26 protein-coding genes are annotated in these 26,100 nt (G+C 70.6%); all 26 read right to left on the bottom strand.

The features are described from left to right. Positions 1 to 48 precede the first annotated feature (48 nt). The 26 genes from ACWG52_RS30570 to ACWG52_RS30445 all read right to left on the bottom strand — a co-directional run bounded on the left by ACWG52_RS30570 (position 49) and on the right by ACWG52_RS30445 (position 26,100). Positions 49 to 1,491, bottom strand: coding sequence for a GuaB1 family IMP dehydrogenase-related protein (locus ACWG52_RS30570; RefSeq protein ID WP_389812723.1), 1,443 nt, complete (start codon positions 1,489 to 1,491; stop codon positions 49 to 51). 145 nt (positions 1,492 to 1,636) lie between these two features. Further along, positions 1,637 to 2,788 (bottom strand): XdhC family protein, encoded by a 1,152-nt coding sequence (locus tag ACWG52_RS30565; RefSeq protein ID WP_453126497.1) that lies wholly within the window; start codon positions 2,786 to 2,788, stop codon positions 1,637 to 1,639. Beyond that, positions 2,788 to 4,098, bottom strand: a complete 1,311-nt coding sequence (locus tag ACWG52_RS30560; RefSeq protein WP_390140452.1) for an IS701 family transposase — start codon at positions 4,096 to 4,098, stop codon at positions 2,788 to 2,790. The genes ACWG52_RS30565 and ACWG52_RS30560 overlap by 1 nt, the downstream gene beginning before the upstream one ends. A gap of 72 nt (positions 4,099 to 4,170) precedes the next feature. Then, on the bottom strand, positions 4,171 to 4,818 hold the full coding sequence (locus tag ACWG52_RS30555; RefSeq protein WP_389812729.1) for a TMEM175 family protein: 648 nt from the start codon (positions 4,816 to 4,818) through the stop codon (positions 4,171 to 4,173). 118 nt (positions 4,819 to 4,936) lie between these two features. Further along, positions 4,937 to 5,278, bottom strand: coding sequence for a nuclear transport factor 2 family protein (locus tag ACWG52_RS30550; RefSeq protein WP_033226107.1), 342 nt, complete (start codon positions 5,276 to 5,278; stop codon positions 4,937 to 4,939). Positions 5,279 to 5,290: 12 nt separating this feature from the next. Next, entirely contained in the window at positions 5,291 to 6,817 is a 1,527-nt protein-coding gene (locus tag ACWG52_RS30545) for an ATP-binding protein (protein WP_453126495.1), read from the bottom strand. Then, positions 6,814 to 8,070 (bottom strand): MFS transporter, encoded by a 1,257-nt coding sequence (locus tag ACWG52_RS30540; protein WP_389812735.1) that lies wholly within the window; start codon positions 8,068 to 8,070, stop codon positions 6,814 to 6,816. Before ACWG52_RS30540 ends, ACWG52_RS30545 begins: the two co-directional genes overlap by 4 nt. Positions 8,071 to 8,132: 62 nt before the next feature. After that, on the bottom strand, positions 8,133 to 8,966 hold the full coding sequence (locus tag ACWG52_RS30535) for an FAD binding domain-containing protein (protein WP_389812738.1): 834 nt from the start codon (positions 8,964 to 8,966) through the stop codon (positions 8,133 to 8,135). Beyond that, a complete protein-coding gene (locus tag ACWG52_RS30530; protein ID WP_390167904.1) occupies positions 8,963 to 11,368 on the bottom strand; it encodes a xanthine dehydrogenase family protein molybdopterin-binding subunit in 2,406 nt (801 codons plus the stop codon). The genes ACWG52_RS30535 and ACWG52_RS30530 overlap by 4 nt, the downstream gene beginning before the upstream one ends. Before the next feature lie 5 nt (positions 11,369 to 11,373). Next, entirely contained in the window at positions 11,374 to 11,928 is a 555-nt protein-coding gene (locus tag ACWG52_RS30525; protein ID WP_389812744.1) for a (2Fe-2S)-binding protein, read from the bottom strand. After that, the gene (locus ACWG52_RS30520; RefSeq protein WP_389812748.1) at positions 11,913 to 12,536 is read right to left on the bottom strand and encodes an NADPH-dependent F420 reductase; all 624 of its coding nucleotides are present in this window, start codon (positions 12,534 to 12,536) and stop codon (positions 11,913 to 11,915) included. The genes ACWG52_RS30525 and ACWG52_RS30520 overlap by 16 nt, the downstream gene beginning before the upstream one ends. Before the next feature lie 46 nt (positions 12,537 to 12,582). Continuing rightward, positions 12,583 to 14,067 carry an aldehyde dehydrogenase family protein gene (locus ACWG52_RS30515; protein ID WP_030729600.1) on the bottom strand — a complete coding sequence of 495 codons (1,485 nt, stop codon included), beginning with the start codon at positions 14,065 to 14,067 and terminating at the stop codon, positions 12,583 to 12,585. Positions 14,068 to 14,098: 31 nt separating this feature from the next. Continuing rightward, on the bottom strand, positions 14,099 to 14,839 hold the full coding sequence (locus tag ACWG52_RS30510) for a type 1 glutamine amidotransferase domain-containing protein (protein WP_390140447.1): 741 nt from the start codon (positions 14,837 to 14,839) through the stop codon (positions 14,099 to 14,101). A gap of 70 nt (positions 14,840 to 14,909) precedes the next feature. After that, a complete protein-coding gene (locus ACWG52_RS30505) occupies positions 14,910 to 15,665 on the bottom strand; it encodes a P-loop NTPase (RefSeq protein ID WP_389812755.1) in 756 nt (251 codons plus the stop codon). Further along, positions 15,666 to 16,925 carry a PP2C family protein-serine/threonine phosphatase gene (locus ACWG52_RS30500; protein WP_389812758.1) on the bottom strand — a complete coding sequence of 420 codons (1,260 nt, stop codon included), beginning with the start codon at positions 16,923 to 16,925 and terminating at the stop codon, positions 15,666 to 15,668. Then, the gene (locus ACWG52_RS30495) at positions 16,907 to 17,365 is read right to left on the bottom strand and encodes an ATP-binding protein (RefSeq protein WP_453129086.1); all 459 of its coding nucleotides are present in this window, start codon (positions 17,363 to 17,365) and stop codon (positions 16,907 to 16,909) included. Before ACWG52_RS30495 ends, ACWG52_RS30500 begins: the two co-directional genes overlap by 19 nt. Before the next feature lie 14 nt (positions 17,366 to 17,379). After that, positions 17,380 to 17,691, bottom strand: coding sequence for an STAS domain-containing protein (locus tag ACWG52_RS30490; protein WP_033226112.1), 312 nt, complete (start codon positions 17,689 to 17,691; stop codon positions 17,380 to 17,382). A 32-nt stretch (positions 17,692 to 17,723) separates the two neighbouring features. Next, on the bottom strand, positions 17,724 to 19,871 hold the full coding sequence (gene glgX / locus ACWG52_RS30485) for a glycogen debranching protein GlgX (RefSeq protein WP_390140444.1): 2,148 nt from the start codon (positions 19,869 to 19,871) through the stop codon (positions 17,724 to 17,726). Beyond that, positions 19,868 to 20,230 carry an STAS domain-containing protein gene (locus ACWG52_RS30480; protein WP_030769264.1) on the bottom strand — a complete coding sequence of 121 codons (363 nt, stop codon included), beginning with the start codon at positions 20,228 to 20,230 and terminating at the stop codon, positions 19,868 to 19,870. The genes glgX and ACWG52_RS30480 overlap by 4 nt, the downstream gene beginning before the upstream one ends. A 37-nt stretch (positions 20,231 to 20,267) precedes the next feature. Then, positions 20,268 to 22,088, bottom strand: a complete 1,821-nt coding sequence (locus ACWG52_RS30475; protein WP_390140442.1) for an AGE family epimerase/isomerase — start codon at positions 22,086 to 22,088, stop codon at positions 20,268 to 20,270. A gap of 3 nt (positions 22,089 to 22,091) precedes the next feature. Further along, on the bottom strand, positions 22,092 to 22,529 hold the full coding sequence (locus ACWG52_RS30470) for a VOC family protein (protein ID WP_266358667.1): 438 nt from the start codon (positions 22,527 to 22,529) through the stop codon (positions 22,092 to 22,094). Beyond that, positions 22,529 to 23,140, bottom strand: coding sequence for a DJ-1/PfpI family protein (locus tag ACWG52_RS30465; protein WP_389812769.1), 612 nt, complete (start codon positions 23,138 to 23,140; stop codon positions 22,529 to 22,531). Before ACWG52_RS30465 ends, ACWG52_RS30470 begins: the two co-directional genes overlap by 1 nt. After that, the gene (locus ACWG52_RS30460) at positions 23,133 to 24,761 is read right to left on the bottom strand and encodes a GMC family oxidoreductase (RefSeq protein WP_389812772.1); all 1,629 of its coding nucleotides are present in this window, start codon (positions 24,759 to 24,761) and stop codon (positions 23,133 to 23,135) included. Before ACWG52_RS30460 ends, ACWG52_RS30465 begins: the two co-directional genes overlap by 8 nt. A 13-nt stretch (positions 24,762 to 24,774) precedes the next feature. After that, positions 24,775 to 25,158, bottom strand: a complete 384-nt coding sequence (locus tag ACWG52_RS30455) for a nuclear transport factor 2 family protein (RefSeq protein ID WP_390167897.1) — start codon at positions 25,156 to 25,158, stop codon at positions 24,775 to 24,777. Positions 25,159 to 25,179: 21 nt separating this feature from the next. Continuing rightward, positions 25,180 to 25,635 (bottom strand): nuclear transport factor 2 family protein, encoded by a 456-nt coding sequence (locus ACWG52_RS30450; RefSeq protein ID WP_365266219.1) that lies wholly within the window; start codon positions 25,633 to 25,635, stop codon positions 25,180 to 25,182. Positions 25,636 to 25,665: 30 nt separating this feature from the next. Continuing rightward, positions 25,666 to 26,100 carry a nuclear transport factor 2 family protein gene (locus ACWG52_RS30445; protein WP_453126485.1) on the bottom strand — a complete coding sequence of 145 codons (435 nt, stop codon included), beginning with the start codon at positions 26,098 to 26,100 and terminating at the stop codon, positions 25,666 to 25,668.

Below are 26,100 nucleotides of genomic sequence, written 5' to 3'. Positions count from 1 at the left end.
CGTCCCTCAAGGACGGTCCGGGGTCGCGGGACGGTACCGGATCCAGCTCTAGCTCCAGCTGGCGTGCAGCGGCTTGCCCTCGGCGTAGCCGGCGGCGGACTGGATGCCGACCACGGCCTTCTCCTCGAACTCCGCGAGGGAGCCGGCACCGGCGTAGGTGCAGGAGGAGCGGACGCCCGCGATGATCGAGTCGATCAGGTCCTCGACGCCCGGGCGGGCCGGGTCGAGGAACATGCGCGAGGTGGAGATGCCCTCCTCGAACAGGCCCTTGCGGGCGCGGTCGTAGGCCGACTCCTCGCTCGTGCGGTTCTGCACCGCGCGGGCGGAGGCCATGCCGAAGGACTCCTTGTAGAGGCGCCCGTCGGCGGACTGCTGGAGGTCGCCCGGGGACTCGTACGTACCGGCGAACCAGGAGCCGATCATCACGTTGGAAGCGCCGGCGGCGAGCGCCATCGCCACGTCGCGGGGGTGCCGCACACCGCCGTCGGCCCACACGTGCTTGCCGTACTTCTTGGCCTCGGCCGCGCACTCCAGCACCGCGGAGAACTGCGGGCGGCCGACGCCGGTCATCATGCGGGTGGTGCACATGGCGCCGGGGCCCACACCGACCTTGATGATGTCCGCGCCGGCGTCGATGAGGTCCTTGACGCCCTCGGCGGCGACGATGTTGCCGGCTACGATCGGGACCTGCGGGTCCAGGGCGCGGATGGCCTTGATCGCGTTGATCATCGACTCCTGGTGGCCGTGTGCGGTGTCGATGACGAGCGTGTCCACGCCCGCGTCGAGCAGCTGCTTGGCCTTGGCCACGAAGTCGCCGTTGATGCCGACGGCGGCCGCGATGCGCAGCTTGCCGTTCGCGTCGGTGGCGGGGGTGTAGAGCGTCGCGCGCAGGGCGCCCTTGCGGGTGAGGATGCCGACGAGCTTGCCGTCCTTGTCGACGGCCGGGGCCAGCTTGCGGTGGCCGGCGTCGAGCTGGTTGAAGGCCTCGCGGGGGTCCATGTCGGCGTCGATGAGCAGCAGCTCCTTCGACATGACCTCGGAGAGCTGGGTGAAGCGGTCGACGCCGGTCAGGTCGTGCTCGGTGACGACGCCGACCGGGCGGCCCTCGGCGTCGAGGACGACACCGGCGCCGTGGGCGCGCTTGGGCAGCAGGGACAGGGCGTCGGCGACCGTCTGGCTGGGCGCCAGCGTGATCGGGGTGTCGAGGACGAGGTGGCGGGTCTTCACCCAGGAGATGACGTCGGTGACGACCTCGATCGGGATGTCCTGCGGGATGACGACGATTCCGCCGCGGCGGGCGACCGTCTCGGCCATCCGGCGGCCCGCGATGGCGGTCATGTTGGCCACGACGAGGGGAATGGTGGTGCCGGTGCCGTCGGGCGAGGACAGGTCGACACCCTGACGGGAACCGACCGCGGAGCGGCTCGGCACCATGAACACATCGTCGTACGTCAGGTCGTACGGCGGCTTCAGGTCATTGAGGAAACGCACGTGCTGAACATCCCAGTCGATCGAAGGATCCGTCTACGCCCCGGCAGGACAGCCGAGGAAACGCACGTACTTCATTCTCCCACGACCTGGCGTTCACGCCGCCCGGGCTGATCGTCCAGGACATACCGGGCCGGGTGGTCCTTTCCTACGGGACCTTGGTCCCGTAGGGCCGTGCCCGGCGGTGGACGGGGCCGTGGCGGCGGGCCAGCGGGAGTACCGATCCGCCGTGTCGGACGGCCGTGAACTCGGCGGCTATGGCCAGCGCGGTCTCCTCCGGGGTGGCGCCGCCGAGGTCGAGTCCGATGGGTGAGCGCAAGCGGGCCAGGGCGGCGTCCGTGACGCCCTCGGCCCGCAACCGTCTCTCGCGTTCGGCGTGGGTGCGCCGCGATCCCATGGCGCCCACGTACCCCAGGGGCAGGCGCAGGGCCAGTTCGAGCAGCGGTATGTCGAATTTGGCGTCGTGGGTGAGGACGCAGACAGCGGTACGGGAGTCCAGGCGGCCCGCGGCCCACTCGGCGGCCAGGTGCCGGTGCGGCCAGTCGACGATCACCTCGTCGGCGTCGGGGAAGCGGGCCGGGGTCGCGAAGACGGGCCGGGCGTCGCACACGGTGACCCGGTGGCCGAGGAAGGCGCCGATCCGGGCGAGGGCCGCGGCGAAGTCGATGGCCCCGTAGACCAGCAGCCGGGGCGGTTCGGCGGCCGATTCGACGAGCAGGGTCAGGGGCCGGCCGCAGAGCCCGCCGGCGGTGCCGAGCTCGGCGGTGCCGGTGCGTCCGGCCAGCAGCAGCGCCCGTACCCGGCGGGCGGCGGCCCGGTCCAGGTCGGGGCCGCCGGCGAGCCCGCCCTCGTAGGAGCCGTCGGCGTGGACGGCGAGCGCCCGACCCAGTTGGGGCGGTGGTCCGGAGACGACCCGGGCGAGCGCGGCCCGGGTGCCCCCGGCGGCGGCGTCGAGGACCGAGCCGAGCACGGGTCGGACCGGGTCGAGCCCGCGCACCGGGGTGACGAGGACGTCGAGGACTCCGCCGCAGGTCAGGCCCACGGCGAAGGCGTCGTCGTCGCTGTAGCCGAAGCGGTGCAGGCCGCCTTCGCCGGAGGCGATGGCGTCGAGGCACAGCGCGTGCACGGCGGACTCCACGCAGCCTCCGGAGATGGAGCCGAGCGCGGTGCCCTCGGCGTCGACGGCGAGGGAGGCGCCGGGGCCGCGGGGAGCGCTCCCAGTGACGGCGACGACGGTGGCCAGCGCGAATTCCCGCTGCGCGGCGCACCACGCGCGTAGCTGCTCGGCGATGTCGAGCATCAGCGGATGTATTCGCGGCGTGGGGTCTGTCCGGGCAGGTGCGGGCGCGGCGGCAGGACGGCCGGGGTCGCCGGCCGGGCCGTGGCCTGTCGGGGCGGTACGACGGTGGCGGCGGCCGACCGGGTGGGGCCGGGGTAGCCGTCGGGGAGCCGCGGGCGCGCGCCGAGCAGCTTCGCGGCGTGGGCGACGCTGGCGAGGGTGGCGTGGTGGTGCCAGCCGCGGAAGGAACGGCCCTCGAAGTCCCGGATGCCCACGGGTTCGCAGGTCTCGGCGAAGTCGAGGGAGACGCGGTCGGTGAGCTTGGCGAGCAGGAACAGCTGGGCGAGCGGCCGGTCTCCGATGTTGGTGATCCAGAACTCGGAGGGCAGCAGGGCGGCTTCGGTCCAGGCTCCGACCAGCAGCAGCGGGGTGGGCGGCGCGGGTACGGGGCGGTCCTCGCAGGGGGTGGCGAAGATCGAGGCCGAGGTCAGCAGGGTCACGGCGCCCTCGGCGCGGCCGTGGCGGGTCCATTCGACGACGCGGCGCTGGGAGCGCAGGGAGTCGATGAGCTCACGGGCGGGGGCGGTGTGCGGTCCGGGCTTGTGGCGGCCGGCGCCGCCGAAGGAGACGGGCAGTGAGCCGTCGACCTTGAAGACGAAGGGGATGTCCTGGAGGGTGAAGGACTCGATGCTCTGCGGGAGATCGCCGTTGGCGACCTCCATCACCACGGGCCGGCGCTGGAGTTGCCAGCCGGCGGCCATCCGCTGGACGGCGTGTACGGCGTCCTGGGCGGGGGTGAGGGAGCGTGCCGTGTCGGGGATGCCGGCGCGGCGGCGGCGCAGGAGTTCGTTGGTCCAGGGCCCGGGGAGGGTGAGGGTCCACTCGACCGGGAAGCTGGCCTCGCTGGAGGCGAGCCAGATCCCGCTCGCCTGTTGGCAGTTGGCGGTGCGGCCGAGCTGGGGGACGAACTGCCGGCCGACGCCGACGGAGCGGTCCCCCGCCTTCTCTATGACCATGGGTTGGAGCACCCAGGCCAGGGGGCGCTGCGCGGTGCGTTCGAGGTGCTGGGCGAGGGAGCGGCGGACCGGGGTCCAGTCCCAGGGGGACTTGCTGATGAACTGCTGGAGGCTCTGCTCGACGGAACTGGCCCCTGTTCCGGCGATGTTACGAATTGTTTTCTTCCCGGCGGTCCGCACCAGGCCGTTCAGATAAACGCGGGCCCAGTTTCGCTGGTCCCGCCGGGGTAATGATTCGAAGAGAAGAGAGATCAGGACGTCGATCAATTCGGAGATTTCCGTCGTGGAATCCTCCGGCAGGACTACGCGAGCCATCTGGGCCTCCCCCGCGACCAGCTAGATCCAATACCCTACTTGACCGCATAGAACGGCCGTAGGCCCCGGCGGCTACTTCCTGAGGTCGCTGGCAGTTTCGAGCCGCTCTTCCTCTACCACGAGGGGGATGGGGATCTGGTTCGCCGCATAGTAGATCGCGATCAGAAAGTGGGCGACAAGTGTGAGTGGTGCGGAGTAGAAGGCCAGCAGGACGGTGAGGGGGTAGGCGATGGCGCCGAGGCCGAAGCGCACCCGTGTGGCGCGTGCGCCCTCCTTGTCGACCTGCTCGTGGAAGAGGTGACCGACCCGGGTGACGTACCACCAGAAGGCCAGGAACGCCAGGGCGTAGGCCACGGTGACGCCGCTGTAGAGGACCGCGGCCGGGCTGGCGGAGTCGCCCTCCTCGGTGAGGTGCTCGGCCAGGACGTTGGTGGTGTACGGAATCACCGACACCACCATGAGCACCATCAGATTCAGGAACAACAGCGGACGGTCGACCCGCTTGAGGTGGCTGAAGATGGTGTGGTGATTCACCCACATGACGCCGATGATGAGGAAACTCACCACATAGGCGGCGTAATGCGGCCACTGTTCCCGGACTCCGTGCCAGAAGTCCGACCCGGTTTCTTCCGGAACCTTTAATTCCAGAACGAGGATCGTGATGATGATGGCGAATACGCCGTCACTGAATGCCTCGATCCGACCGGTTTCGTTTTCCATGACCTCCCCTTTACCACGCCTCGCATATATGCGACTCGGCGGCCGTCCGCGGCCGGCCCACACATACGGGGAGGGCGCTGCGGCGCCCTCCCCGCACACGCTACCCAGATTCCGGCCGTCAGCTGCCGAATCCGGCGGTCTGGCGCCAGATTCGGCCATCGCGGACGACAAGCGTCCCGAACGCGTGCTCCGGTTCACCGTTCAGGCTCATGATCGCCCGATAGAAGATGGTGTCCTCGGTCTCGATGTACTCCTGGAGTTCGACGAGCGTGGGCTTCACCGTGAGATAGCCGGTGAACGTCTCGCGAACCGCTTCGATGCCGACCGAGACCCCCTCGAAGCGCAGGAGCACGGCGTCGTCGGTGTAGTTCTTCATCACCGCCTCGATGTCCAGGGCGGCCAGCGCCTCCATCTGGCGGACGAACACCGGGTGCAGCTTGGAGATGTCGTAGTTGGCCATGTCGACTCCGTTTCAACTGGGAGAGGTGCCCACGATGGGTGCCGTTTCGGGTGTTGTCGCAGGTGAGGCGCAGGATTGGGCGCTGCCGGCGAAGGGCAGCCGCACCACCATCCGGGTCTCACCGGGACGCGAGCGGGCGGCGATCGACCCGTGGTGGCGCTGGGTCACGATGCGGTAGCTGAGGTGCAGCCCCAGGCCCGTTCCCTTGCCCACGTCCTTGGTGGTGTAGAAGGGTTCGAAGATCCGCGGCAGGGATTCCGCCGGGATGCCGCGGCCGGTGTCGGCGACCTCCACGACCATGCAGACGCCCTCGGCACGGGCACGCAGGGTCAGGACGCCGGAGCCCTCCATGGCCTCCGCAGCGTTGTCGACCAGGTTGGTCCACACCTGATTCAACTCGCTGGGATAGCCCGTCAGTTCGGGCAGTCCGGACTCGTACTCACGCACGATGCTGATGCCGGCGAGCTTGGCACGCAGGACGACCAGCGTGTTCTCCAGTCCGTCGGTCACCGGGAAGCGCTGTTCGGGCGCCCGGTCGAGGTTGGCGTAATCGCGGGTGGCGGAGACGAGCTGGGAGATCCGGGGGCCCGCCGCCCGCAGCTCCGCCGCGAGCGAGCGGATCTCCAGCAGCGCCGCCAGGTGGTCCAGGGCCGGGGCGAGGGCCGACTCCCCCACGCCGGCCAGCCGCTCCCGCAGCCAGCCCAGTTCCAGTCCCAGGTCCGCGACCCCGGATCCGAGCAGGCCGGGGCGTTCGGTGCCCGCCTCCTCGGCCCAGTCGGCGATCTCCTCCTCGGCGTCGGCCTGGGCGAACGGGTCGGTGGTCGCCGGCGGCGGCAGCTCGTCCAGTTCGGCGGCGACCCGGTCGAGGAGCGAGCGCTCCGCGCCCGTGGCGGCCGCGCCCCAGGCCTGGGCGGTACGGGTGAGCCGCTCCAGGGCGGGGGCCAGTTCCTGAGCCGCCCGGGCCACCGCGGCGGCCGGGTTGTTCAGCTCGTGGGCGAGCCCGGCGGCCAGGGTGCCGAGCGCCTCCACGGTGGCCCGCTTGCGGGCCTGGACCTCGGAGGACTTGATGCGCCAGGCCAGTACGGGGATCAGTACGGCGGCCACCCCGTGGCAGCGGGTCAGCATCTCGAAGAAGACCGGCTTCGGATAGGCCACCACCGTGGTCGACGGGCCGCTGGCGGCCGCGGTGGCCACGTAGGAGCCGTCGGTCAGCAGGGGCAGTTCGCCGGTGAACCGGTGGGCGGCCGAGGGTTTGCCGTCGTGCTCCTCGGCTGCGGCGCTCTCCTCCTCGGTGGAGTGCCGGGTGAGCACCTCCTCCCGGCCGTCGACGACCTTGGTGACGACCAGCCCGCCGGCGAGCAGGACGTGGAAGCCGGTGGCCTCCTCGCCGTCCCGGAAGAGGACGTCACCGTCGGCCAGGATCCGGGGCTCGGACACCGAGACCAGCCAGTCCAGCTGCTCGTCGGTGATCCCGGCGAAGATCTCCACCTCGCGCAGGGCCGCCCGTAGCTCCGGGTCCTTCATGTCCGCCGCGTTCACGCCGCACTCCCCTCGGCCCGGGTACGGGCGGCCAGTCGCAGGGTGGCCAGCAGGGCCAGCGCGCACACGCCGGCCACGGCGGCCATGAAGCCGACCGAGGTGCGGTGCAGCCCGTGGATGTTGGTCAGCATCCCGGCGAGGACCGCCGGCACGCTCATCGCGAGGTACGCGAAGACGTATACGGCGGCGGTCAGTTCACCGCGGTGCGCCGGCCGTGCGAGGGCGCTCAGCGCACGGAAGGAACCGAGGAAGGCCGCGCCCCAGCCGCTGCCGAGGACCGCCGTGGCCACGAGGAACACGACGGCCGAGCGGATCCCCAACGAGAGCAGCACCAGGCCGAGTCCGGCGAGGAGACCGAGCAGGCCGAGCACGGCGGTGCGCAGCGCCTCGGTGCGGCCGAGCATGAGCTGAGCGGCGGTGGCGGCGCCCGCGAGCAGGGCGACCGTTGCCCCGCCGACCAGGTAGTTGGTGGACCGCAGCAGGGACAGCGCCAGGTGCGGGCCGAGCGAGAGGTAGAAGCCGCCCACCGACCAGACGGCGACGATGGTCAGGACGAGGACGGCGAAGCGGCCCCGGGCGTCCGCCGGTATCCGGATCCGGTGCGGGACCACCCGGAAGCGGCCGCCGGCGCCCGGGGCGCTCTCCCGCATCCGGGCCACCCCCACCAGGGTCACGGCGAAGGCGCCGACCAGCAGCAGGTAGCTCAGCACCGTCGGGGCGGGCGCGAACTGGACGAGGAGTCCGGCCCCGATCCCGCCGAGCCCGATGCCCACGGTGGGGCCGGCGCTGTTGACCTGGGCGCCGAGCGCGGGTCTGGTCGTGGGGCTGAGTTCCAGCAGGGCGGCTCCCATCGCCCCGGTGGCCAGGCCGACGGCGAGCCCTTGGACGGCACGGGCGGCGAGCAGCAGTCCCAGGCCCTGGGCCGCGGCGAACAGGACCATGGAGACCATGGCCAGGATCAGGGCGCCGCCCAGGACCGGGCGGCGGCCCAGGGTGTCGGAGAGGGAGCCGAACAGCAGGAGTCCGGCCAGCACGGTGACCGCGTAGAGGGCGAAGACCACCGTGATGGTGCCGGAGGACAGTCCCCACTCCTGCTGGTAGAGCACGTAGAGGGCGGAGGGCACGGAGGAGGAGAGCATCAGCAGGACGAGGACCGCTCCCACCACCCAGAAGCCGGAGCCTCTGGGCGCGCCGGCCGCGTGCGCGGCCCGCTGCACCGTTACCCCTGTGGTCGTCTCGGACGTGTCGGCCACTGCGTCACTCCACTCCCCCGTGATGGGGCCCGTGGCGGGCCCCGTGGTGTGCCCGTGTCGGGCTATCGGGCGAGAGCCTGCTCGGCCCTCTGCAAGGCTCGGGCCGTGAGGACCCCCACGAGATGGCCGAGGTACTCGGCCGAGGTGCCGCGCCCGGGGACGAACAGTTCCCTGGGTTCGGCGCGGAAGGCCGCGAGCACGGCCTCCGTGCGGTACGGGCCCCCGCGCAGGCGGTCCTCGACCCCGCGCAGCCGCAAGGGCCGGGAGGTGGCCCCGGTGACGGCGATGCGGGGCCCGCCGGGGGTGATCCGTACGGCGGTGGCGCACACCGGGTAGCGGGTGGCGCGGTCGGCGGTCTTCTCGAACGCGGCGGCCGGGCCGGCGGCCGGCACCAGCAGGGCGGTGAGGACCGCGTCGGCGGGTGCGGGACCGGCCGCGAGCTCCTCCGCCGCGAGGGTGGTCCGCCCGCCGGGGCCGGCCAGTTCGACCACGGCGTCGGCGGCCATGGCGGCGACCGGTAGGTCGGTGGCCCGTCCGGCGGCGACGAGGTTGCCGCCGACGGTGCCGAGGTTGCGGACCTGGGGGTCACCGTTGGCGCGGGCCGCGGCGGCCAGTTCCGGGGCCTCGGCGAGCACCAGCGGGTCGGCGGCGAGCTCGGCGAGCGTGGTGAGGGCCCCGATCCGCAGCCGGGTGCCGTCGGGGGTGCGCGTGACGGAGCGCAGCTCCGCCAGCCGCCGGATGTCGACCAGGAGCGCGGCCCGGTCGGCTCCGGAGCGCAGGTCGGGCAGCAGGCTCTGGCCGCCGGCCAGGATCCGGGCGCCGCGCGTCCCGGACAGCAGGGCCAGCGCCTCGTCGAGGTCTGCGGGCCGGACGTAGTCGAACTCGGTGAGGATCACTGGGCTTCCCCTCTCAGGCGGCGCCAGACCTTCTCGGGGGTGAGGGGCATGTCGATGTGCTGGACGCCCAGGTCGGCCAGGGCGTCGACGACGGCGTTGACGACGGCCGCGGCGGGCGGGACGGTGGCGATCTCGCCGGCGCCCTTGGCGCCGAGCGGGTTGTGCGGGCTGGGCGTGACGGTCTTGTCGAGCGTGAAGAACGGCACGTCGGCGGCGCGCGGCAAGGCGTACGAGGTGAGGTCGGAGCTGACGAGCAGGCCCTGCTCGTCGTAGACGGCGGCCTCCATCAGGGCTTGGCCGAGGCCGTGCGTGATGCTGCCCTCGATCTGGCCGAGGACGATCTTGGGGTTGCCGATGTGGCCGGCGTCGTCGACGGCGGTGTAGGACACCACCTCGGTCTCGCCGGTCAGTTCGTCGACCTCGACGACCGCCACGTGCGTCCCGAAGGGGTAGTTGAAGTCCGGCGGGTCGAAGTGGGTGGTCTCGTCGAGGGCGGGTTCGATCTCCGCCGGCAGCCCCCAGCCGTACCACATGGACATCGCCAGCTCGGCGAAGGTCTTGGTGTTCCGCTCGTTGCCGTCCTCGTACACCCGGCCGCCCTCGTAGACGACCTTGTCCTCGGGAACGCCGAGGAAGACGGCGCCGGCCCGGATCAGCTTGCTCTTGATCTTGCGGGCGGTGAGGGCGACGGCGGGCGCGGCCATGCTGTAGGAGCGGGACCCGTAGGTGCCCTGCCCGTACGGGGCCTTCTGCGTGTCCCCCTCCAGGACCTGGACGGTGTCCGGGTCGATGCCGAGTTCGTCGGCGGCGACCTGGGCGAAGACCGTGCCGTGGCTCTGGCCGGTGGAGGCGGAGCCCACGGTGACGGTGACCTCGCCGGTCGGGTGGACGCGGATGTTCGCGCTCTCCCAGGTGCCGCCGAGCATGCCCTCCTGGGACATCCGGGTCGAGGGGCCGACCCCGCAGATCGCGACGTAGGTGGCGAGGCCGACGCCGAGCCGCTTGCCGCGGGTGCGGGCCTCGGCCTTGCGGGCGGGCATGTCGGCGTAGCCCGACAGCTCGATGGCCTTGTCGAAGTTGAGCTGGTAGTTCCCCGAGTCGTAGGTCCAGCCGAGGCCGTTGTCGTACGGGAACTTCTCCTTCGGCACCAGGTTCTTGCGGCGGACGGCCGCCGGGTCCATGCCGATCTCGGAGGCGTACCGGTCGACGAGGCGCTCCATGAGGAAGGCTGCCTCGGCGCGTCCGCTGCCGCGCTGGGCGCCGAGCGAGACGGTGTTGGTGAAGGCGGCGTACACCTCGCAGAAGGCGGCGTCGATGTCGTACATGCCGCTGATGGAGCGGCCCATCAGGGCGGTGGCGACGCCGGGGCCGATGGTGGAGGGGTAGGCGCCGAGGTTGGCGTAGCTGGTGCAGCGGACGGCGGTGATCCGGCCGTCGCGGGTGCCGGCGAGGGTGACGTGCTGGCGGTGGTCGCGGCCCTGGACGGTGGAGTTCATCAGCCCGGTGCGGGTGTCCACCCACTTCACGGGCCGGCCGAGCTCCTTGGACAGCAGCAGCACCAGCGCCATGTCCGGGTACAGGTAGCCCTTGGTGCCGAAGCTGCCGCCGACGGTCGGGGCGATCACCCGGAGCTTGTTGAAGGGGATGCCGAGGACCAGCGCCGAGAGCAGGAAGCGGTGGTTGTGCGGGCCCTGGGTGGAGGCGTAGAGCGTGTACTCGCCGGTGGCCGCGTTGTGGTCGCCGACCGCGCCGCGGGGCTCGATGGGGCTGTTGATGGTGCGCTGGTTGACCAGGTCGAGCTCGACGGTGACCTCGGCCTCGGCGATGGCCGCGTCGGTGCGGTCCTTGTCGCCGCAGGTCCAGTACGCGTTCAGGTTGCCCGGGACGGCCTCGTGCAGCTGGGGCGCGCCCTCGGCGAGCGCCTCGTCGGCGCGGGTGACGACGGGCAGCGGTTCGTACTCGACGGCGATGGCGGCGAGCGCCGCGGTGGCCTGGCGCGGGGTCTCGGCGACGACCACGGCGATGGGGTCGCCCACGTGCCGGACGGTGTCGCCGGTGAGGACCGGGCGGGCGCCGGGAAGTCCGTAGGGGTGGGGCGGGAAGTGGCTCTCGACGCCGCCGGGGATCCAGATGCAGGGCAGCGGCATGACGTCGGTGAAGTCGGCGGCGGTGGCCACCTTGAGCACGCCGGGCAGCTGCTCGGCGGCCTTGGTCTCGATGGAGAGGATCTTGGCGTGCGCCACCGGGCTGCCCAGGATGGCCATGTGGGCGGTGCCCGGCAGGTCGATGTCCGCCACGTACGTGGCCTCGCCACGCAGCAGCTGCGGGTCCTCGCGGCTGTCCAGCGGCTGTCCGAGGACTCCGCTCCCCGTGGCCGGGGCCTCCCCCGTCACTGCGGTCATGTCCCTCACACCTCCTGTCCGGCTGCGGTGGAAGCGGCGACGGCGGCGGGCTCGGGCACGGTGGCGGGCACGGTGGCGGGCGCCTCGGCGCGGGCGGCCGCGCAGGCGCGCTGCACGCCCCGTACGACGCTGTGGTAGCCGGTGCACCGGCACAGGTTGCCGGTGAGCCATTCGCGGATCTCTGGTTCGGTGGGGGCCTCGCCGCCGGCGGTGGCGTCGACGAGTTCACCGAGGGCCATGACCATGCCGGGGGTGCAGAAGCCGCACTGGGTGCCGTGCTCCTGGCGCAGTGCCTCCTGGAGGCCGGACAGTTCGCCGCCGCGGGTGGTCTCGCCCTCGATGGTGGCCACCTCGCCGCCGGCGGCGGAGGCGGTGAGGACCAGGCAGCTCTTGACGGACCTGCCGTCGAGGCGGACGACGCAGGTGCCGCACTGGCCGGTGTCGCAGCCGACCTTGGTGCCGGTCAGCCCGAGGCCGTCGCGGAGCCGTTCCACGAGCAGTTCGTTCGGCTGCGCCGAGAACTGCTCGGGTCTTCCGTTCACCTTCAGTGTGATATCCATGCCAGCGCCTGCGCTTCCGTGAGCGGCCGGTTGAAAAGGGGCCCGCCGGGCTGTTGGAGAATTCCTCCGGAGTGCAACGGGCCGGTGTCCACGGGTGCGAATCCCAGATCCGAGATGATTCCCGCGACGATTTCCTTCGATTTCACGTCGTCGCCCGCGGTGAAATGCGCCAGGCGTTCTCCGGGTGCGGTCGTGGTACCGGCGACGGCGAGGGTTTCGAAATGCATGGTGTTCAGGGATTTGACGACCTGGGCGTCGGGGTACCACTCGGCGACCAGGTCGCTGGAGCCGCGTCCGCCGAGGTCGGCGGGCGCGCCGCCGGGGCCGCCGAAGGCGTTGGTGGCGTCCACCAGCACCTTGTCCTGCACGGCGTACGGCGGGAGCAGTCCGCGGACGCGTTCGAAGGGCACCATCAGCACCAGGAGTTCGGCCCGGTCGGCCGCCTCGGCGGGGTGCGCCGCCGAGGCGGCCCGTCCCAGCTCGGCCACGAGCGGGTCGAGGGTCCGCGGGCCCCGGGCATTGGCGAGGACGACCCGGTGGCCTGCCGCCACGAGGATCCTGGCCAGGGTCGAGCCGATCCGCCCGGTGCCGATGATGCCTGTCCGCATTGCCGCTCCTCGGGAGTGGAGGTCTCGGTCGATCTCGGTAGCGCTCTCAGTCCATGCCGATCCAGACCGACTTGGTCTGGGTGTAGCTCTCCAGCGACTCGGGGCCGCACTCGCGGCCGTAGCCGGAGGCCTTGTAGCCGCCGTAGGGCACGGCGGGGTCGTACTGGTTGTAGCAATTGACCCAGACCGTGCCGGCCTTGATCTGCGAGGCGACCCGGTGGGCGCGCCGCAGGTCCTTGGTGTGGACGCCGGCGGCGAGGCCGTACGCGCTGTCGTTGGCGATGCGTACGGCGTCCTCCTCGGTGTCGAAGGGGATGATCGACAGGACCGGGCCGAAGATCTCCTCCTGGGCGATCCGCATGCCGTTGTCGACGCCGGTGAAGATCGTCGGCAGGAAGTACAGGCCTTGACTGGAGGCTCCCTCGGGGGTCCATCCGCTGCCGCCGGTGCGCAGGATCGCGCCTTCCTTCTCGCCGACCTCGATGTAGGAGCTGACCTTGTCGAACTGGCCGCGGTGGGCCAGCGGTCCGAAGAGGGTGGCCGGGTCGCGCGGGTCACCGGGCTTGAGGTCGGCGGCCCGGCGGACCAGGCGTTCGACCATCTCGTCGTGGATGGGGCGCTGCAGCAGCAGCCGGGATCCGGCGGTGCAGATCTCGCCCTTGTTGTAGTAGATGCCGAAGAAGGCGAGTTCCTCGGCGGCGTCGAGGTCGGCGTCGGCGAAGACGATGTTGGCGGACTTGCCGCCGAGCTCCATCGTCACCTTCTTCAGGGTGCCGGCCGCCTTGCGGATGATCGTCTGGCCGACCGAGGTGGAGCCGGTGAAGGCGATCTTGTCGATGTCGGGGTGGCCGGTGAGGGTCTCCCCCAGTTCGACGCCCGGACCGGTGATGACGTTCAGCACGCCGTCGGGGATCTCCGCCTCCTGGAAGAGCTCGGCGATCTTCAGGGCGGTCAGCGGGGTGGCCGGGGAGGGTTTGTGGACCACCGTGTTGCCCGCCGCGAGTGCCGGTGCGATCTTCGTCATCGACAGCAGCAGCGGGAAGTTGAACGGGGTGATGGCGCAGACCACGCCCAGCGGTTCGCGCAGGGTGTAGGCGAGCTGGCCGCCGGCCGGGGCCCGCGAGGAGCCGTCGACGCGGGTCACGGCCCCGGCGTAGTAGTGCATGAGCTGGGCGGCCATGGGGGCGTCGACCGTGCTGGAGAACGCGAACGGCTTGCCCATGTCCACGGTCTCCAGCAGGGCGATCTCCTCCAGGTCGCGCTCGATGAGCTCACCGACCCGGTTCAGCCGCAGCGCGCGCTCCTGGGCGGACAGTCTGCTCCAGGGGCCCTCCTCGTACGCCGTGCGGGCGGCGGCGACGGCCGCGTCCGCGTCGGCGGCGGCGGCCTGGGCCACCGGCACGATCTCCTGCCCGTCCACGGGGCTGATGTCCGGTTCGGTACGGCCGTCCTGGGCCGGGACCCAGGCGCCGCCGATGAACAGTTTCCCGGGGTTGGCGAGGGGCTGGCCGCTCAGCTCACGCTTGGTCATGGCTGCCTTCCGGTTTCGGGGTGCGGGGGGACTAGCCCTTCGCGAGCTGCGTCAAGAAGGTCTCGGCGAGGGCCTTGGAGGAGTAGGGGTTCTGGCCGGTCGTCAGCTTGCGGTCGACGACCACGTGCGAGTCCCAGATGGCCTCCGCCTTCTCGTAGCGGGCGCCGAGCCGGGTGAGTTCGACCTCCAGGATCAGCGGGAGCCGGCCGGCCATGTTGGTGACCAGTTCCTCGTCGTGCGAGAAGGCCGTCATGCGGTAGCCCTCGAAGGGCCAGCGGCCTTCGCCGTCGCGCAGCGCGAGCAGCGAGGTGTGGCCGTGGCACACGGTGGCGAGCGGTTTGTCCTGCGCGATGACCCAGCGCAGGATCTGGGCGAGCTCGTCGGACTTGGGGAGGTCGCCGATGGCGCCGTGGCCGCCGCTGACGTACACGCCGTCGTAGTCGGCGATGTCCTTCTCGGTGAGGGTCTCCAGGGCGATGGGGGCGCTCAGCTGGGGGGTGTCCCCGATGACCCGGACGTACTCGGCGGCGTTGGCCGCGTCCTCGTCCGGCGAACCCTCGGGACGGACCCACCGCAGGAACTGGGGGTCGATGCTCGTCCGGTCGACGGTCGGCGCCGTGCCCGCGATCGTCGCCACGTCCACGTCGTGGCCGGCCGCCTTGAAGAGCGAGAAGGGCACGACGAATTCCTCGGCCCAGAATCCCGAGGGGTGCTGTTCACCGTCGAGCAGATGCAGTGTGGCTTTGGCCGTCATGACGACGAGAATCTTCATGATTCTCTCCTTGTTCTGGATTCGCTGCCGATTCAACACGCCACCCGCGGGGGGCGTAAGGGGGACGACGTCAGGCCCGCGATACTTCGTCACGTGCGTCCAACGCCGAGATGATGGTGCGGAATTCACCGACCAGGGGGTGGTCGGGGTGGGCTTCGGCAAATATGCGTTCCCCGTACAGAGCCGCCATTTCCGGCGAGTAGGGAAGGATCCCGGCCAGTGGCGCCCCGTAGACCGCCTCCGAGCGCCGGCGGGCCGCCTCCCGGTCGATGCCCTCGGGAGCCATGCTCAGTACGAGGTTCCGCCGGCAGGTCAGGCGTCCGGCGAGGGCGATGGTCTCCTCGACCCCCGAGAGGTCGATCCGGTCGGCCCGCGCCATGATCATCAGTACGTCGGCGCTCGCCATGGCGGTCACCGACTCGTTGTTGAGCCCGGCGTGGGTGTCGAGCAGCAGGACGTCGAGGTCGTGGTGCGCGGCCAGCCGGTCGAAGCCCTCCGGCAGCAGCCCCACGTCGTAGCCGCCGGCCATGATCTCGCGCAGGGCGGCCGTCCCGGTCCGGGCCGGTACGACGTACAGGGCCCCCGGACCGGAAACGGTGCCGGTCTGTTGGGCGGTGGTCTCGATCTCGCAGCGGCCGAGCAGGTAGTCGGTCAGGGAGGGGCCTGGCCCCAGGCGGAACAGCAGGTCCAGGGTGGGTGACTGGATATCGGTGTCGACCACCCCCACCCGGCGCCCCTCGGCCGCGAGGAGCAGCGCGAGGTTGGCCAGTACCGAGGACTTGCCCGTCCCACCGCGGTGCGAGTGCACGACGATGGTGCGGGTCATCTAGGCCACCACCCGGGTGCCGGCGCCGTCCGCGCGCGGCCCCCGCGCCGCGCGTGGCCGGTGCAGGGCCAGCATGGTGACGTCGTCGTGCTGTTCGGCGGTGCCGGTGTGTTCGCGCACCGCCCAGTCCATCCGGTCGACCACGTCCTTGCCGCTGGTCGGTGGCCCGGTGAGCAGTTCCAGCATGCGGTCGTCGCCGAGGAAGCTGCCGTTCGGGCAGCGGGCCTCGGGGACTCCGTCGGTGAAGGCGAACAGGGTGTCGCCCGGGTCGAGCTGGGCGTAGCCGAGGGTGTAGACGCAGTCGGGCAGGATGCCGACGGCCGGTCCGGTGATGTGGAGGGCGACGGGCGGGCTGCCGTCGGCGGGCAGCAGCAGGGGCGGGTTGTGGCCGCCGTTGATGTAGACGAGGCTGCCGGTGAGCGGGTCGAGCACCCCGAAGAAGAGGGTGGCGAAGTAGCCCTGCCGCAGGTGGTTGCGGGTGAGGTAGCCGTTGGTGGCGGTGACCGCGTTGAGCAGCGGGGTGGCGCCGACGACCGGGATCCGGCGGCTGCCGCCGGCTCGTCCGGCGGCGACCAGGTGCTGCAGGCCGCTGTTCTGCGCGGTGTGCCGCAGGAGGGAGCGGATGAGCGCCATGAACAGCGCGGCTCCGACCCCCTTGTCGCAGACGTCGGCGACGACGAAGGCGAGCCGACGGCCGCGGGAGATCTCGAAGACGTCGTAGAAGTCGCCGGCGACCTGCCGGGCGGGACGGAACCGCACGTCGATCTCCCAGCCGTCGGGGACGGGCATCGATTCGGGCAGGAAGCCCGCCTGGATCTCCCGGCCGATCTCCAGTTCCTTCTCGTAGCCCATGAGTTCGGCGCGGGCGTCGGCTTCGCGCAGGGTGCGGCCGAGTCCGGCGCGCTCCGAGCAGCTGTGCAGCCGGGCCCCGACGAGGGCGGGCAGGAAGGGTGGTACGAGGTAGTCGTGCCCGATCCGGACGTGCTTCTCCAGGGCGGCGAACTCCGTCACGGTCCAGACGACCACGATGGGGGCCCCGGCCCAGCGGCGCAGCCGGCGTACGGCCATCCGTACGGCCTCCCCGTCGGACTCGGCGGGGGCGAGCAGCACGTCCGCGACGGGCAGCAGTTCCAGTGCTCCTTCGCGCAGCTCCTTCAGGGAGCGGGTGACGAGTGCCGCGTCCATCGTCCGCAGAGCGTCGAGCAGCTCGGGCGGCGGTGGCGGGTACGCGTCGAGGATGATCACGGTCGTGGAGGGCATCGGTCCGTCCCCTCAGCCTTCACAGTCAGGGTGCTGATGTTGCGGCCGTCCCTGTGCGCGTAGCCGAACTCGTCCACGCTGGTCAGCGCCAGGTGGATGCCGAGGCCGCCGATCCGCCGCTGCTCCGGGGGGATCCCGGGGCAGGCGGGCGGCAGGCGGCCTTCGACGGGGTCGAAGGGGGGTGCGCAGTCCTCGATGACGATCTGCACCCCGCCCGGGCCGGAGCGGCCGCGGACGGTGATCCGTCCGTCGCCGCCCCGGTACCCGTGCATCACGACGTTGGTGGCCAGTTCGTCCACGGCCAGCCGGAGCCGGTAGGTGGCGCCCTTGTCCAGGCCCGCCGCCTCGGCCAGTCGTAGGACGAGCGCGGCGATGTCGCCCAGTGCCCCCACCGTCGCGGGCACTTCCAGTACGCAGGGCGTGCTCGCCAGTTCGACCATGTCAGTCACGGTGGTCACTCATCGGTCAGGACGATGCTCCGGTCCAGCCCGGCGGTCCGGATGGTCCGGGACACGGGCTCGATGGCGCCGACCACCTTGATGGTGACGTCGTTCGCGACCTTCTGCTGGGCGAAGACCAGGGAGCGCAGTCCGGCGCTGGCCATGTAGCCGACGCCGGCCATCCTGATCTCGACGGTGCGGGTGCCGTGGCCGGCGGCCTTCTCGATGGTCCGGTGGAAGTCCGGCGCGGTCTTGGCGTCCAGCTCGCCCGTCAGTTCGATCACGGTGGTGTCGCCCTCGATGCTCAGGGACACGGAAAGCGGCATGTCAGGGTCTCCTTCGGTCAGGGCGTGTTCGGTCAGGGCGTGTCGAGGTCGTCGCGATCGTCGGTGCGGCCCACGAGGATCACCACGGAGCGCGGGCCGATCAGGTACTTCCCGGCGTTGTCCAGCTCCTGTTCGGCTCCGGGGGTGCGGATGTCGTACGGTGCCTCGGCCCCGGTGTCGGCGAACAGGTGCCAGCTCCGGCCTCCCGGCAGGGCGGGCAGTTCCAGGTCGTGCGACTCCCAGTGCGCGTTCATGGCCACGTACACCACGTCGTCGTCACCGGTGCCGCAGCGGGCCACCGCCAGCAGCCGGCTCTCCGCCGACCAGTCGGGCTGCCAGGCCCGCTCCCCGTGCCAGCTGATGTCCGGCAGGCCCAGGTGCTCGCGGACCTGGCCGGTGGGGTGGGCGGTGGAGCGCAGCTCGCGGTGGTGCTTGCGGAATTCGATCAGCTCCCGGGTGAACCGGAGCAGTTCGGTGTTGTCGTCGACCTGGTCCCAGTCGAACCAGGAGAGCTCGTTGTCCTGGCAGTAGGTGTTGTTGTTGCCCTGCTGGGTGCGGGCGACCTCGTCGCCGGCCAGCAGCATCGGGATGCCTTGGCTGGTGAAGAGGATCGCGAGGGCGTTCTTCATCTGCCGGATGCGCAGCGCGTTGATCTCCGGGTCGTCGGTGGGACCTTCGGCGCCGCAGTTCCAGCTGTTGTTGTCGTTGGCACCGTCGTTGTTGTTCTCGCCGTTGGCCTCGTTGTGCTTGTCGTTGTAGGAGACCAGGTCGGCGAGGGTGAAACCGTCGTGCGCTGTCAGGAAGTTGACCGAGGCCGCGGTGCCGCGGGTGGCGTACAGGTCGGGTGATCCGGCGATCCGGGTGGCCAGTTCGCCGGTGACGCCGGGGTCGCCCTTGAGGAAGCTGCGTACGGTGTCGCGGTACTTGCCGTTCCACTCGGCCCAGCGGCCGTACGCCGGGAAGTTGCCGACCTCGTAGAGGCCGCCGGCGTCCCAGGCCTCGGCGATGAGCTTGGTGTGCCGCAGGACCGGGTCGTAGGCGAGCAGTTCCAGCAGCGGCGGGTTGGGCAGCGGGGTGCCGTCCAGGGCCCGGCCGAGGATGGCCGCCAGGTCGAAGCGGAAGCCGTCGATGTGGTAGTCGGCGACCCAGTGGCGCAGGCAGTCGAGCACGTAGTTGCGCACGACGGGGTGGTTGCAGTTGACGGTGTTGCCGGTGCCGCTGAAGTTGAAGTAGTACCCGTCGGGCGTGAGCATGTAGTACGTGGCGTTGTCGAGCCCCTTGAAGGAGATCGTCGGGCCCTGCTCGTTGCCCTCGGCGGTGTGGTTGAAGACGACGTCGAGGATGACCTCGATGCCGGCCGCGTGCAGGTCCTTGATCAGGGTGCGGAACTCGTCGCCCTGCATGCCGTAGCGTCCGGTGGCCGCGTAGCCGGCCTTGGGCGCGAAGAACGAGACGGTGTTGTAGCCCCAGTAGTCGAAGAGCTGCTCGCCGGTCTCCGGGTTGCTGCGGGGGTTGTCGCTCTCGTCGAACTCGAACACCGGCAGCAGTTCGATGCAGTTGATCCCGAGTTCCTTCAGGTACGGGATCTTCTCGCGCAGCCCCGCGAAGGTGCCGGGTGCGGTGACCTGCGAGGAGGGGTGCCGGGTGAAGCCGCGTACGTGGGTCTCGTAGACGACGAGGTCCTCGGCCGGGATGCCCAGCGGCGTGTCGTCGCCCCAGTCGAAGTCCTGGAGGCAGACGCGGGAGCGGTACTGGTAGCCGCGGCTGCGGTCCGGCTCCACGCCCCACACGTCACGGCCTGCGATGAGGCGGGCGTACGGGTCGGAGAGCACCTGCCGGGCGTCGAAGCGATGCCCGGTGACGGGGTCGTAGGGGCCGTCGGCCCGGTACCCGTACTCGATGTTCTCGTGGTCGAGGCCGAAGACGGTCATGGCGAAGACGCTGCCGGTGCGGAATTCCTCGGGGAACTCCAGTTCGGCCATCGGCTCGGGTTCTCCGCGCTTGAAGATGACCAGGGTCATGGAGGTGGCCTGGTCGGAGAAGACGGAGAAGCTGACCCCGCCGGGGACCACGTTGGCCCCGAAGGGGAACGGTTTGCCGGCGCGGACGCGGTACCCGCCCACCTCGTGGGTCGGGTACGCGTCGACGCGCAGCACCTGCTCGGACCGGGTCTCGGTCATCGCGCTGCCTTGGCCTTGGCCTTGGCCTTGGCCTTGGCGGCCGCGGCGACGGCCTCGCCGGTCTCGAAGAAGTCGAGGAACCCGGTGGCCGACATGACGAACCGGACCTCTTCGCTCACCCCGTAGAGGGTGACCGCGACGCCGGCGTGCTGGGCCTCGCGGTAGACCACGAGCAGGGTGCGCAGGCCCGCGCTGGAGACGTAGGTGACCGCGGTGAGGTCGATCTTCAGCGGCTTGCCCTCGCGGACCAGCGGCAGCAGTGCCTGGAGCAGCGAGCCGGATGTCTCGCTGTTGATCTCGCCGGTGGCGACGAGCACGGTGCCCGTCTTGTTCCGGCGTTCCTTGACGTTGAGAGTCATTGCGTTCCCCTCTGGTTGGGGCGCCCCCCGTTGAGCGCTACTTGGTCACCGGGCGCAGCCGGACCTTGACCTTCACCCGGCCCTGGACATCGGGCAGCCGTACGGTGAGTGCGTCGGCGTCGAAGTCGGTGTACGGCTTCTCGTCGATCTCCACGGACGCGATCCGCACCGAACCGGCGGGAAGCAGGTCGGGCGAGACGCGCAGGACGCGGTCGGGCAGGTTCGTCGGGTCGGGCTGGAAGTGGAAGTCCATCTCCCGCCCGTTGATGAGCAGGTTGTTGTAGACGGCGGAGAGGTAGCAGAGCTCCGCCGAGTGGTACATGGACATCGAGTGGCTGCCCTTGAGCCGCTCGGTGCCGAGCAGGTACGGCGTACCGCTGGCGAGCACGTTGAAGTAGACGGCTCCCTCGTCGTGGTCGAGGAAGAAGGTGTTGTAGAAGGCCTGGGCCTGCCGGGCCTCGCGCAGGTTCGCGTCGCCGCCGACCGTGCCGTTCAGGATGAGGTAGGCGAGGATCGCCTGCTCCTGCTGCCACCAGGCCTTGCGGTCGTGCCAGGCGAACCGGTACGCCTCCTGGTCGCCATCCTTGAGCCGCTCGACCACGTCGTACCAGCCACCGCGCTGCACGTCGCTGCCGACCGCCGGCATGATCTCGCCGATCTTCTTGGCGAGCTGCTCGTACTCCGGCTTGGCCTTCAGCGAGTTCATCCGCATCAGGTTCCAGGCGATCTTCAGGTTGTGGCCGACCACCGCGCGGTTCTGCTGCCAGCTGTGCGCGGTGTCGTGCGACCAGTCGCGGAAGAAGCGCTCCTGGACGAAGGGGCTGTTCTCGTAGTCCGGGAACTTGTCCGCGATGGTGTCGAAGGTGTACTCGAGGAAGTCGGCGTACTTCTGGTCGCCCGTCGCCAGGTACAGGTTGATCAGGTAGGCGGGCGCGTGGTCGCCGACCGAGTTCCAGTTCTTGCGCTCGGCGTTCTCGCCGAGGGACTCGTGGTCGGCGCTGAAGAGGATCGGGTCGATGTGGGAGTAGTAGCCGCCCTGCTCCGGGTCGAAGAAGAACTTGTCGAACAGCCGGATGGTGGCGTCCGCGTCGTTCTTGATCCGGATGTCACCGGTGACCCGGTACGTCTGGATGGGGCCGGCCAGCGCGTAGATCTGCTCGTACATCGGGATCGCGTCGTAGTCGTCGGAGAACTCCGAGGTGAAGAGCTTGCGCTCGCTGTCCCCGTCGACGCTGATGCCGTGGTACCAGAAGACCACGTCCTCCTCGCTGTCCACGACCCGCATGTGCTTGCGCAGGTACTCGGTGCCGCGCTCGGCGACCTCCAGGTACTCGTCCTTGCCGGTCAGCAGGTAGGCCGAGGCCATGCCGTAGACCAGCCGGGAGATCGTGTCGGTCTCCTGGACGTGGCTTGCGGTCTTGTCACCGCCGAGCCGGATCTCGGTGCGGTACTCGGTGAAGTCGACCGGCCCGTCGCCGAACTGCGCCCTCTTGTAGAAGTCGGCCAGGGATTCGATCTGCTTGATCCACCAGCTGGGCTCCTCGAAGCGGTAGTCCTCGGCCCCGCGGCCCAGGAAGACCAGGCGCTTGGCGTCGAAGCTGCCGCCGCGCTCCGGGTAGTGGACCCCGTAGACGAAGAGGAACCGGCCGGGCGAGAGCATCTCGTCGATGTGCCCGGAGGCGTCGATGTAGGGCTCGTCCAGGTTGCGGACCAGCTCGGCGCTGGGGTTGCCGGCGAGGGAGACGTCGAACTCGCGCCCGTCGGCGGTCTTCAGCCTCAGCAGCCGGGTCCCGGAGTCGAAGCGGGTGACGTAGCCCGCGATCGTGTCGGAGAAGGAGAAGGTCACGGCGTCAGCCATGGGTCACGCACCGTCCTTGTCGTGAGAGCCGTCGTCCTCGTATCCCTGGCTGACCTCGACGATGACCCCGTCGGGGTCGCGGACCCACACGGTCCGCCAGCCGCAGATGAAGTCGTCGAAGTCCAGTGGTCCCAGGGTCACTTCCGCCGCGTCGCCCAGCTCGGCCAGGAACGCGTCCACGCTGTCGGTCTGGAAGGCCAGGTGGCGCATACGGCCGGGGGCCTGCGGACCGTCGTCGTTCGCCGCCCGGGCCGGTGCGGTGTCGCCGGCCGCGAAGAGCTCCAGATACGCGTCCCCCTTGCGCAGGAACACGATCCGCGACTCGCCGAGGTCGACCACACGGGCCCGGGTGAAGCCGAAGTACCGGGTGTAGAACTCCTCGGTGGTCTTCTGGTCGGTGCAGTTCAGGCCCACGTGGGACCACCGCAGCCCGGCGGCCATCAGCCGGCTCCCCGGCCCCGACCGGCCGCGATCAGTTCGATGATGCGGCGGGCGAAGAGGTGGTGGTGGGCGCCGGTGCGGCCGGTGACCAGGTCTCCGTCGACCACCACGTCCTCGTCGACGTACTCCCCGCCCATGTTCCGGACGTCACCGATGAGGTTGTTGTGGCAGACCACCTTGCGGCCGCGGATCCGGTCCGGGATCGAGGAGGCCAGCCACATGCCGTGGCAGATGATCCCCTTGAGGACCGTCGGCTCCTCGAAGGCCCGGCGCAGCAGCTCGGTCGCCGGGGCGAGGACGTCCACGTCCTCCGTGTAGCGCAGCCGGTCGGCCACCATGCCGGAGGGCACGATGATCGCCGCGTAGCGGCGCAGCTCGTCGTCGCTCAGGCCTTCCAGGGACTTGTCGGCGGTGAACGGCGCCCGGTACTCGTGCCCGGTGAAGGTGATGGAGTCGTTGCCCCACAGCCGGGTCAGGAAGTCGACCTCGGCGCCTTCCTCGGCGAAGCGGCGCTGGTAGTAGAAGATCTCCGGCTCGTAGTAGTCGCTCTCGACCAGGACCGCGATCCGGGTCCCGGACAGCGCGCCCTCGCGCAGGATCGCGTCAGACACGGGAGGCCCCCTTCAGGAAGTCCGCCGCGCGCTCGGCGATCATCGCGATGGCGGTGTGGCAGTTGCCGGACGGGACCGCGGGCATCACGCTCGCGTCGACCACGCGCAGGTTCCGTACGCCGTGCACCCGCAGCTCGGGGTCGACGACGGAGAGGTCGTCGACGCCCATGCGGCAGGAGCCGGCCTGGTGGTGGTAGCTCTCCGACTTCTGCTTCACGAAGGTCCGCAGGTCGTCGTCGCTCACGTGGCCCGGGCCGGGCTGGAGCTCCTGCTTGTACCAGGGCGAGAAGGCGGAGGTCGCGAAGATCTCCCGGGCGATCTTGACGCCCTGCACCATCCGTTCCAGGTCCCACCGGTCGCCCAGGTAGTTCGGGTTGATCAGCGGATGGGCCAGCGGGTCGGCGCTCGCCAGCTTGATCCAGCCGCGCGACACCGGCCGTACGACGCCGGGCAGGATGGACACCGTGTCGGGGTGGTCCTGGCCGACGATCACGTCGAACGGCACGTGGACGAAGGCGATCTGCAGGTCGGGGGCGGGCAACCCGGGCCGTGAGGACAGGAATAGAGCGCTCTCCGACAGGTTCTGCGCCGGCGGCGGCAGTTCCTGGGTGACCTCGGCCATCAGCCCGGTCAGGACGTGGTTGTGGAAGTTCTCGCCGACCCCGGGCAGGGCGGCGGTGACCTCGATGCCGTGCTCGCGCAGCTGCTCGGGGTGGCCGATGCCGGAGAGCAGCAGCAGCTTCGGGGACTCGATCGCCCCGGCCGCCACGATCACCTCGCGTCGGGCCCGTACGGTGTGCGACCCGGGCGCCGCGGGGACGCTGTGGCCGTCCCGGACGGTCCGGCCCGGGGCGTCGCCGGCCGGAAGCGTGGCGGGAGCCTTCAGCTGGACGTACTCGACGCCCGTGCAGGTGTCCCCGTCGAAGAGCAGGCGGGTGCTCTGCGCGTCGGTGCGCAGGGTCAGGTTGGGGCGCCGTAGCGCCGGCTCCAGGTAGGCGGCGAGGACGCCTTGGCGGCGGCCGTCGGCCGCGTCGATGTGGTGCCAGCCGGTGCCGAAGAGGCCGCGCCGCGGTCCGTCGGTGTTGAAGTCCTCGATCTCCTGGTGGCCCAGCTCGACGGCGGCGTCGATGAAGGCCCGGGAGACCGGGTTGGGGTCGTGCCGGCCGGCGTTGGTGATCCGCTGCGGGCCGCGGGTGCCGGTGGTCGCGGCGGTGACGTCCTCCTGGCCCTCCAGCAGCGCGAAGTAGGGCAGCACGTCCTCGTGGGACCAGCCGGCGGCGCCCTGGTAGGCCCAGTTGTCGAAGTCCGAGGCGTGGCCGCGGATGTGCATCATGATGTAGAGGTTGCTGCTGCCGCCGGGGGCCTTGCCGCGCGGTTCGTACGTACGGCGGCCGTCGAGTCCGGGCTGCGGGGTGCTGGTGTAGCCCCAGTCCACCGGCCCGCCGAGGAGCTTGTACCAGGAGGACGGGTCGTCCACCTCGGGCGGGATGCGGGAGCCGCCCGCCTCCAGGACGAGGACCGAGACGTCCGGGTCCTCGGAGAGCCGGTCCGCCAGGACGCTGCCGGCGGTGCCGGAGCCCACGATGACGTAGTCGTATTCCTCTGCTCGTTCTGCAGCCATGACCGCGCTCCCCTCAGTCCTGGCCCAGCACCTGGAAGGGGACCGTGTCGTGGTAGTTCGCCATGTAGGCGATCTTTCCGTCGACGATCCGGAAGAAGTTCATGACCTCGGCCTCGATGGGCTCGCCGGAGGCGCTGACCGCGGTCAGGTGCGAGACGGCCGCGGCCTTCTCGCCGTCGACGACGAAGTGCACGGGCTCGTTGTGGAAGACCCGGTACATCGTGCCCATGCCCTTCATCATCGAGCGCAGGACCTCCAGGCCCTCGATGTGGCCGGCGAGCTGCTCGTCCATCACCTGGTCGTCGGCGAACAGGTCGCACCAGCGGTCCCAGTCACCGGCGTTGGCGTACTCGTAGTACTTCCGAAGGATCTCGGTGTGGCTCTCGTGTCGGTCCATCGCGCTCATCCCCCTGTCGGTCTATCGGTCCCTACGGGTTCCGTCCGGCGCGAACGGCGCCCAGAACTGGCTGAAGGCGGTCGCCGAGTCCCCGAAGAGACCGTCCCGGCCCTCGACGATCCGGCCGCCGCGCCACCGCATGAAGTGGAAGACCGGGTAGTCCATCCGCTCGTACGCGGAGGTGCTCGTCTCGTCCGCGCCGTCCCGCAGGGCCACGTTGCGGCACACGTCGGCGCTGCAGTCCTCGCCGACGAGGACCGCCTGGATGTCCATCCGGAAGGTGCCGCCCGTGAGCTTGTGGGTCTGCCCCATCAGCTCCAGGAAGGCGTCCAGGCTCTCGTACCAGCCGGCCAGCGGGTGGTTGCCCGGCACCAGCCAGCGCAGGTCCTCGGAGTAGTACTCCAGGATGCGCGCCCGGTCGCCGGAACCGAGGGCGGCGTACGCCGCCTCGACCCGCTCCCGTGTCACTTCGGTCATCGTCGCTTCTCCCTTCGCCTGTGCCCGTGCTCAGAGCGAGCCGGAACCGGGCATCGGCGCCAGGTCGTTGACGGTGTACTGCTTGATCAGCGGTCCGTCCGGACCGGCCACGACCGTCCAGGTCTGGTCGGCGTCGAAGCCCAGCCACTGGCTGCGGGCGGCCGGCGGGTCCCAGATCTTGGCCTGCCAGTTGACGAGGACCCGGACGACCGCCCGGTCGCCCTCGATGACGGGCTCCACCTTCGTGACGGTGTGCACCTCGTCGAAGAAGCGGTGGGTGACGGCCTCGTACCAGCGGCCGAACCCCTCGTGTCCGAGGAAGGTGTCCTCGGGGACCTTGAACTCCAGCTCCTCGGTGATCAGGGCGAGCACGTCGTCCGGATCCACGTGCTGGTCCAGCGCCACGTACCAGTTCTCGGCGAAACTGCGGATCGCTTCCTCGGTCAGCTGCCGCTCGGCGGGCAT

Source organism: Streptomyces sp. CLCI03 (genome assembly GCF_053615355.1).
The sequence above is the reverse complement of the archived record's forward strand: the minus strand, read 5'-3'. Positions and strand labels throughout refer to the sequence as shown.

Bases quoted from the DNA above. Each gene is read 5' to 3' on its own strand.
- ACWG52_RS30490 (WP_033226112.1), bottom strand. From the start codon at position 17,691: ATGCCGCTTTCCGTGTCCCTGAGCATCGAGGGCGACACCACCGTGATC.
- ACWG52_RS30505 (WP_389812755.1), bottom strand. From the start codon at position 15,665: ATGACCCGCACCATCGTCGTGCACTCGCACCGCGGTGGGACGGGCAAG.
- ACWG52_RS30480 (WP_030769264.1), bottom strand. From the start codon at position 20,230: ATGACTCTCAACGTCAAGGAACGCCGGAACAAGACGGGCACCGTGCTC.
- ACWG52_RS30555 (WP_389812729.1), bottom strand. From the start codon at position 4,818: ATGGAAAACGAAACCGGTCGGATCGAGGCATTCAGTGACGGCGTATTC.
- ACWG52_RS30525 (WP_389812744.1), bottom strand. From the start codon at position 11,928: ATGGATATCACACTGAAGGTGAACGGAAGACCCGAGCAGTTCTCGGCG.
- ACWG52_RS30500 (WP_389812758.1), bottom strand. From the start codon at position 16,925: ATGCCCTCCACGACCGTGATCATCCTCGACGCGTACCCGCCACCGCCG.
- ACWG52_RS30475 (WP_390140442.1), bottom strand. From the start codon at position 22,088: ATGGCTGACGCCGTGACCTTCTCCTTCTCCGACACGATCGCGGGCTAC.
- ACWG52_RS30550 (WP_033226107.1), bottom strand. From the start codon at position 5,278: ATGGCCAACTACGACATCTCCAAGCTGCACCCGGTGTTCGTCCGCCAG.
- ACWG52_RS30495 (WP_453129086.1), bottom strand. From the start codon at position 17,365: ATGGTCGAACTGGCGAGCACGCCCTGCGTACTGGAAGTGCCCGCGACG.
- ACWG52_RS30445 (WP_453126485.1), bottom strand. From the start codon at position 26,100: ATGCCCGCCGAGCGGCAGCTGACCGAGGAAGCGATCCGCAGTTTCGCC.
- ACWG52_RS30560 (WP_390140452.1), bottom strand. From the start codon at position 4,098: ATGGCTCGCGTAGTCCTGCCGGAGGATTCCACGACGGAAATCTCCGAA.
- ACWG52_RS30455 (WP_390167897.1), bottom strand. From the start codon at position 25,158: ATGGACCGACACGAGAGCCACACCGAGATCCTTCGGAAGTACTACGAG.
- ACWG52_RS30530 (WP_390167904.1), bottom strand. From the start codon at position 11,368: ATGACCGCAGTGACGGGGGAGGCCCCGGCCACGGGGAGCGGAGTCCTC.
- ACWG52_RS30515 (WP_030729600.1), bottom strand. From the start codon at position 14,067: ATGACCAAGCGTGAGCTGAGCGGCCAGCCCCTCGCCAACCCCGGGAAA.
- ACWG52_RS30520 (WP_389812748.1), bottom strand. From the start codon at position 12,536: ATGCGGACAGGCATCATCGGCACCGGGCGGATCGGCTCGACCCTGGCC.
- glgX (WP_390140444.1), bottom strand. From the start codon at position 19,871: ATGACCGAGACCCGGTCCGAGCAGGTGCTGCGCGTCGACGCGTACCCG.
- ACWG52_RS30460 (WP_389812772.1), bottom strand. From the start codon at position 24,761: ATGGCTGCAGAACGAGCAGAGGAATACGACTACGTCATCGTGGGCTCC.
- ACWG52_RS30450 (WP_365266219.1), bottom strand. From the start codon at position 25,635: ATGACCGAAGTGACACGGGAGCGGGTCGAGGCGGCGTACGCCGCCCTC.
- ACWG52_RS30510 (WP_390140447.1), bottom strand. From the start codon at position 14,839: ATGAAGATTCTCGTCGTCATGACGGCCAAAGCCACACTGCATCTGCTC.
- ACWG52_RS30565 (WP_453126497.1), bottom strand. From the start codon at position 2,788: ATGCTCGACATCGCCGAGCAGCTACGCGCGTGGTGCGCCGCGCAGCGG.
- ACWG52_RS30470 (WP_266358667.1), bottom strand. From the start codon at position 22,529: ATGGCCGCCGGGCTGCGGTGGTCCCACGTGGGCCTGAACTGCACCGAC.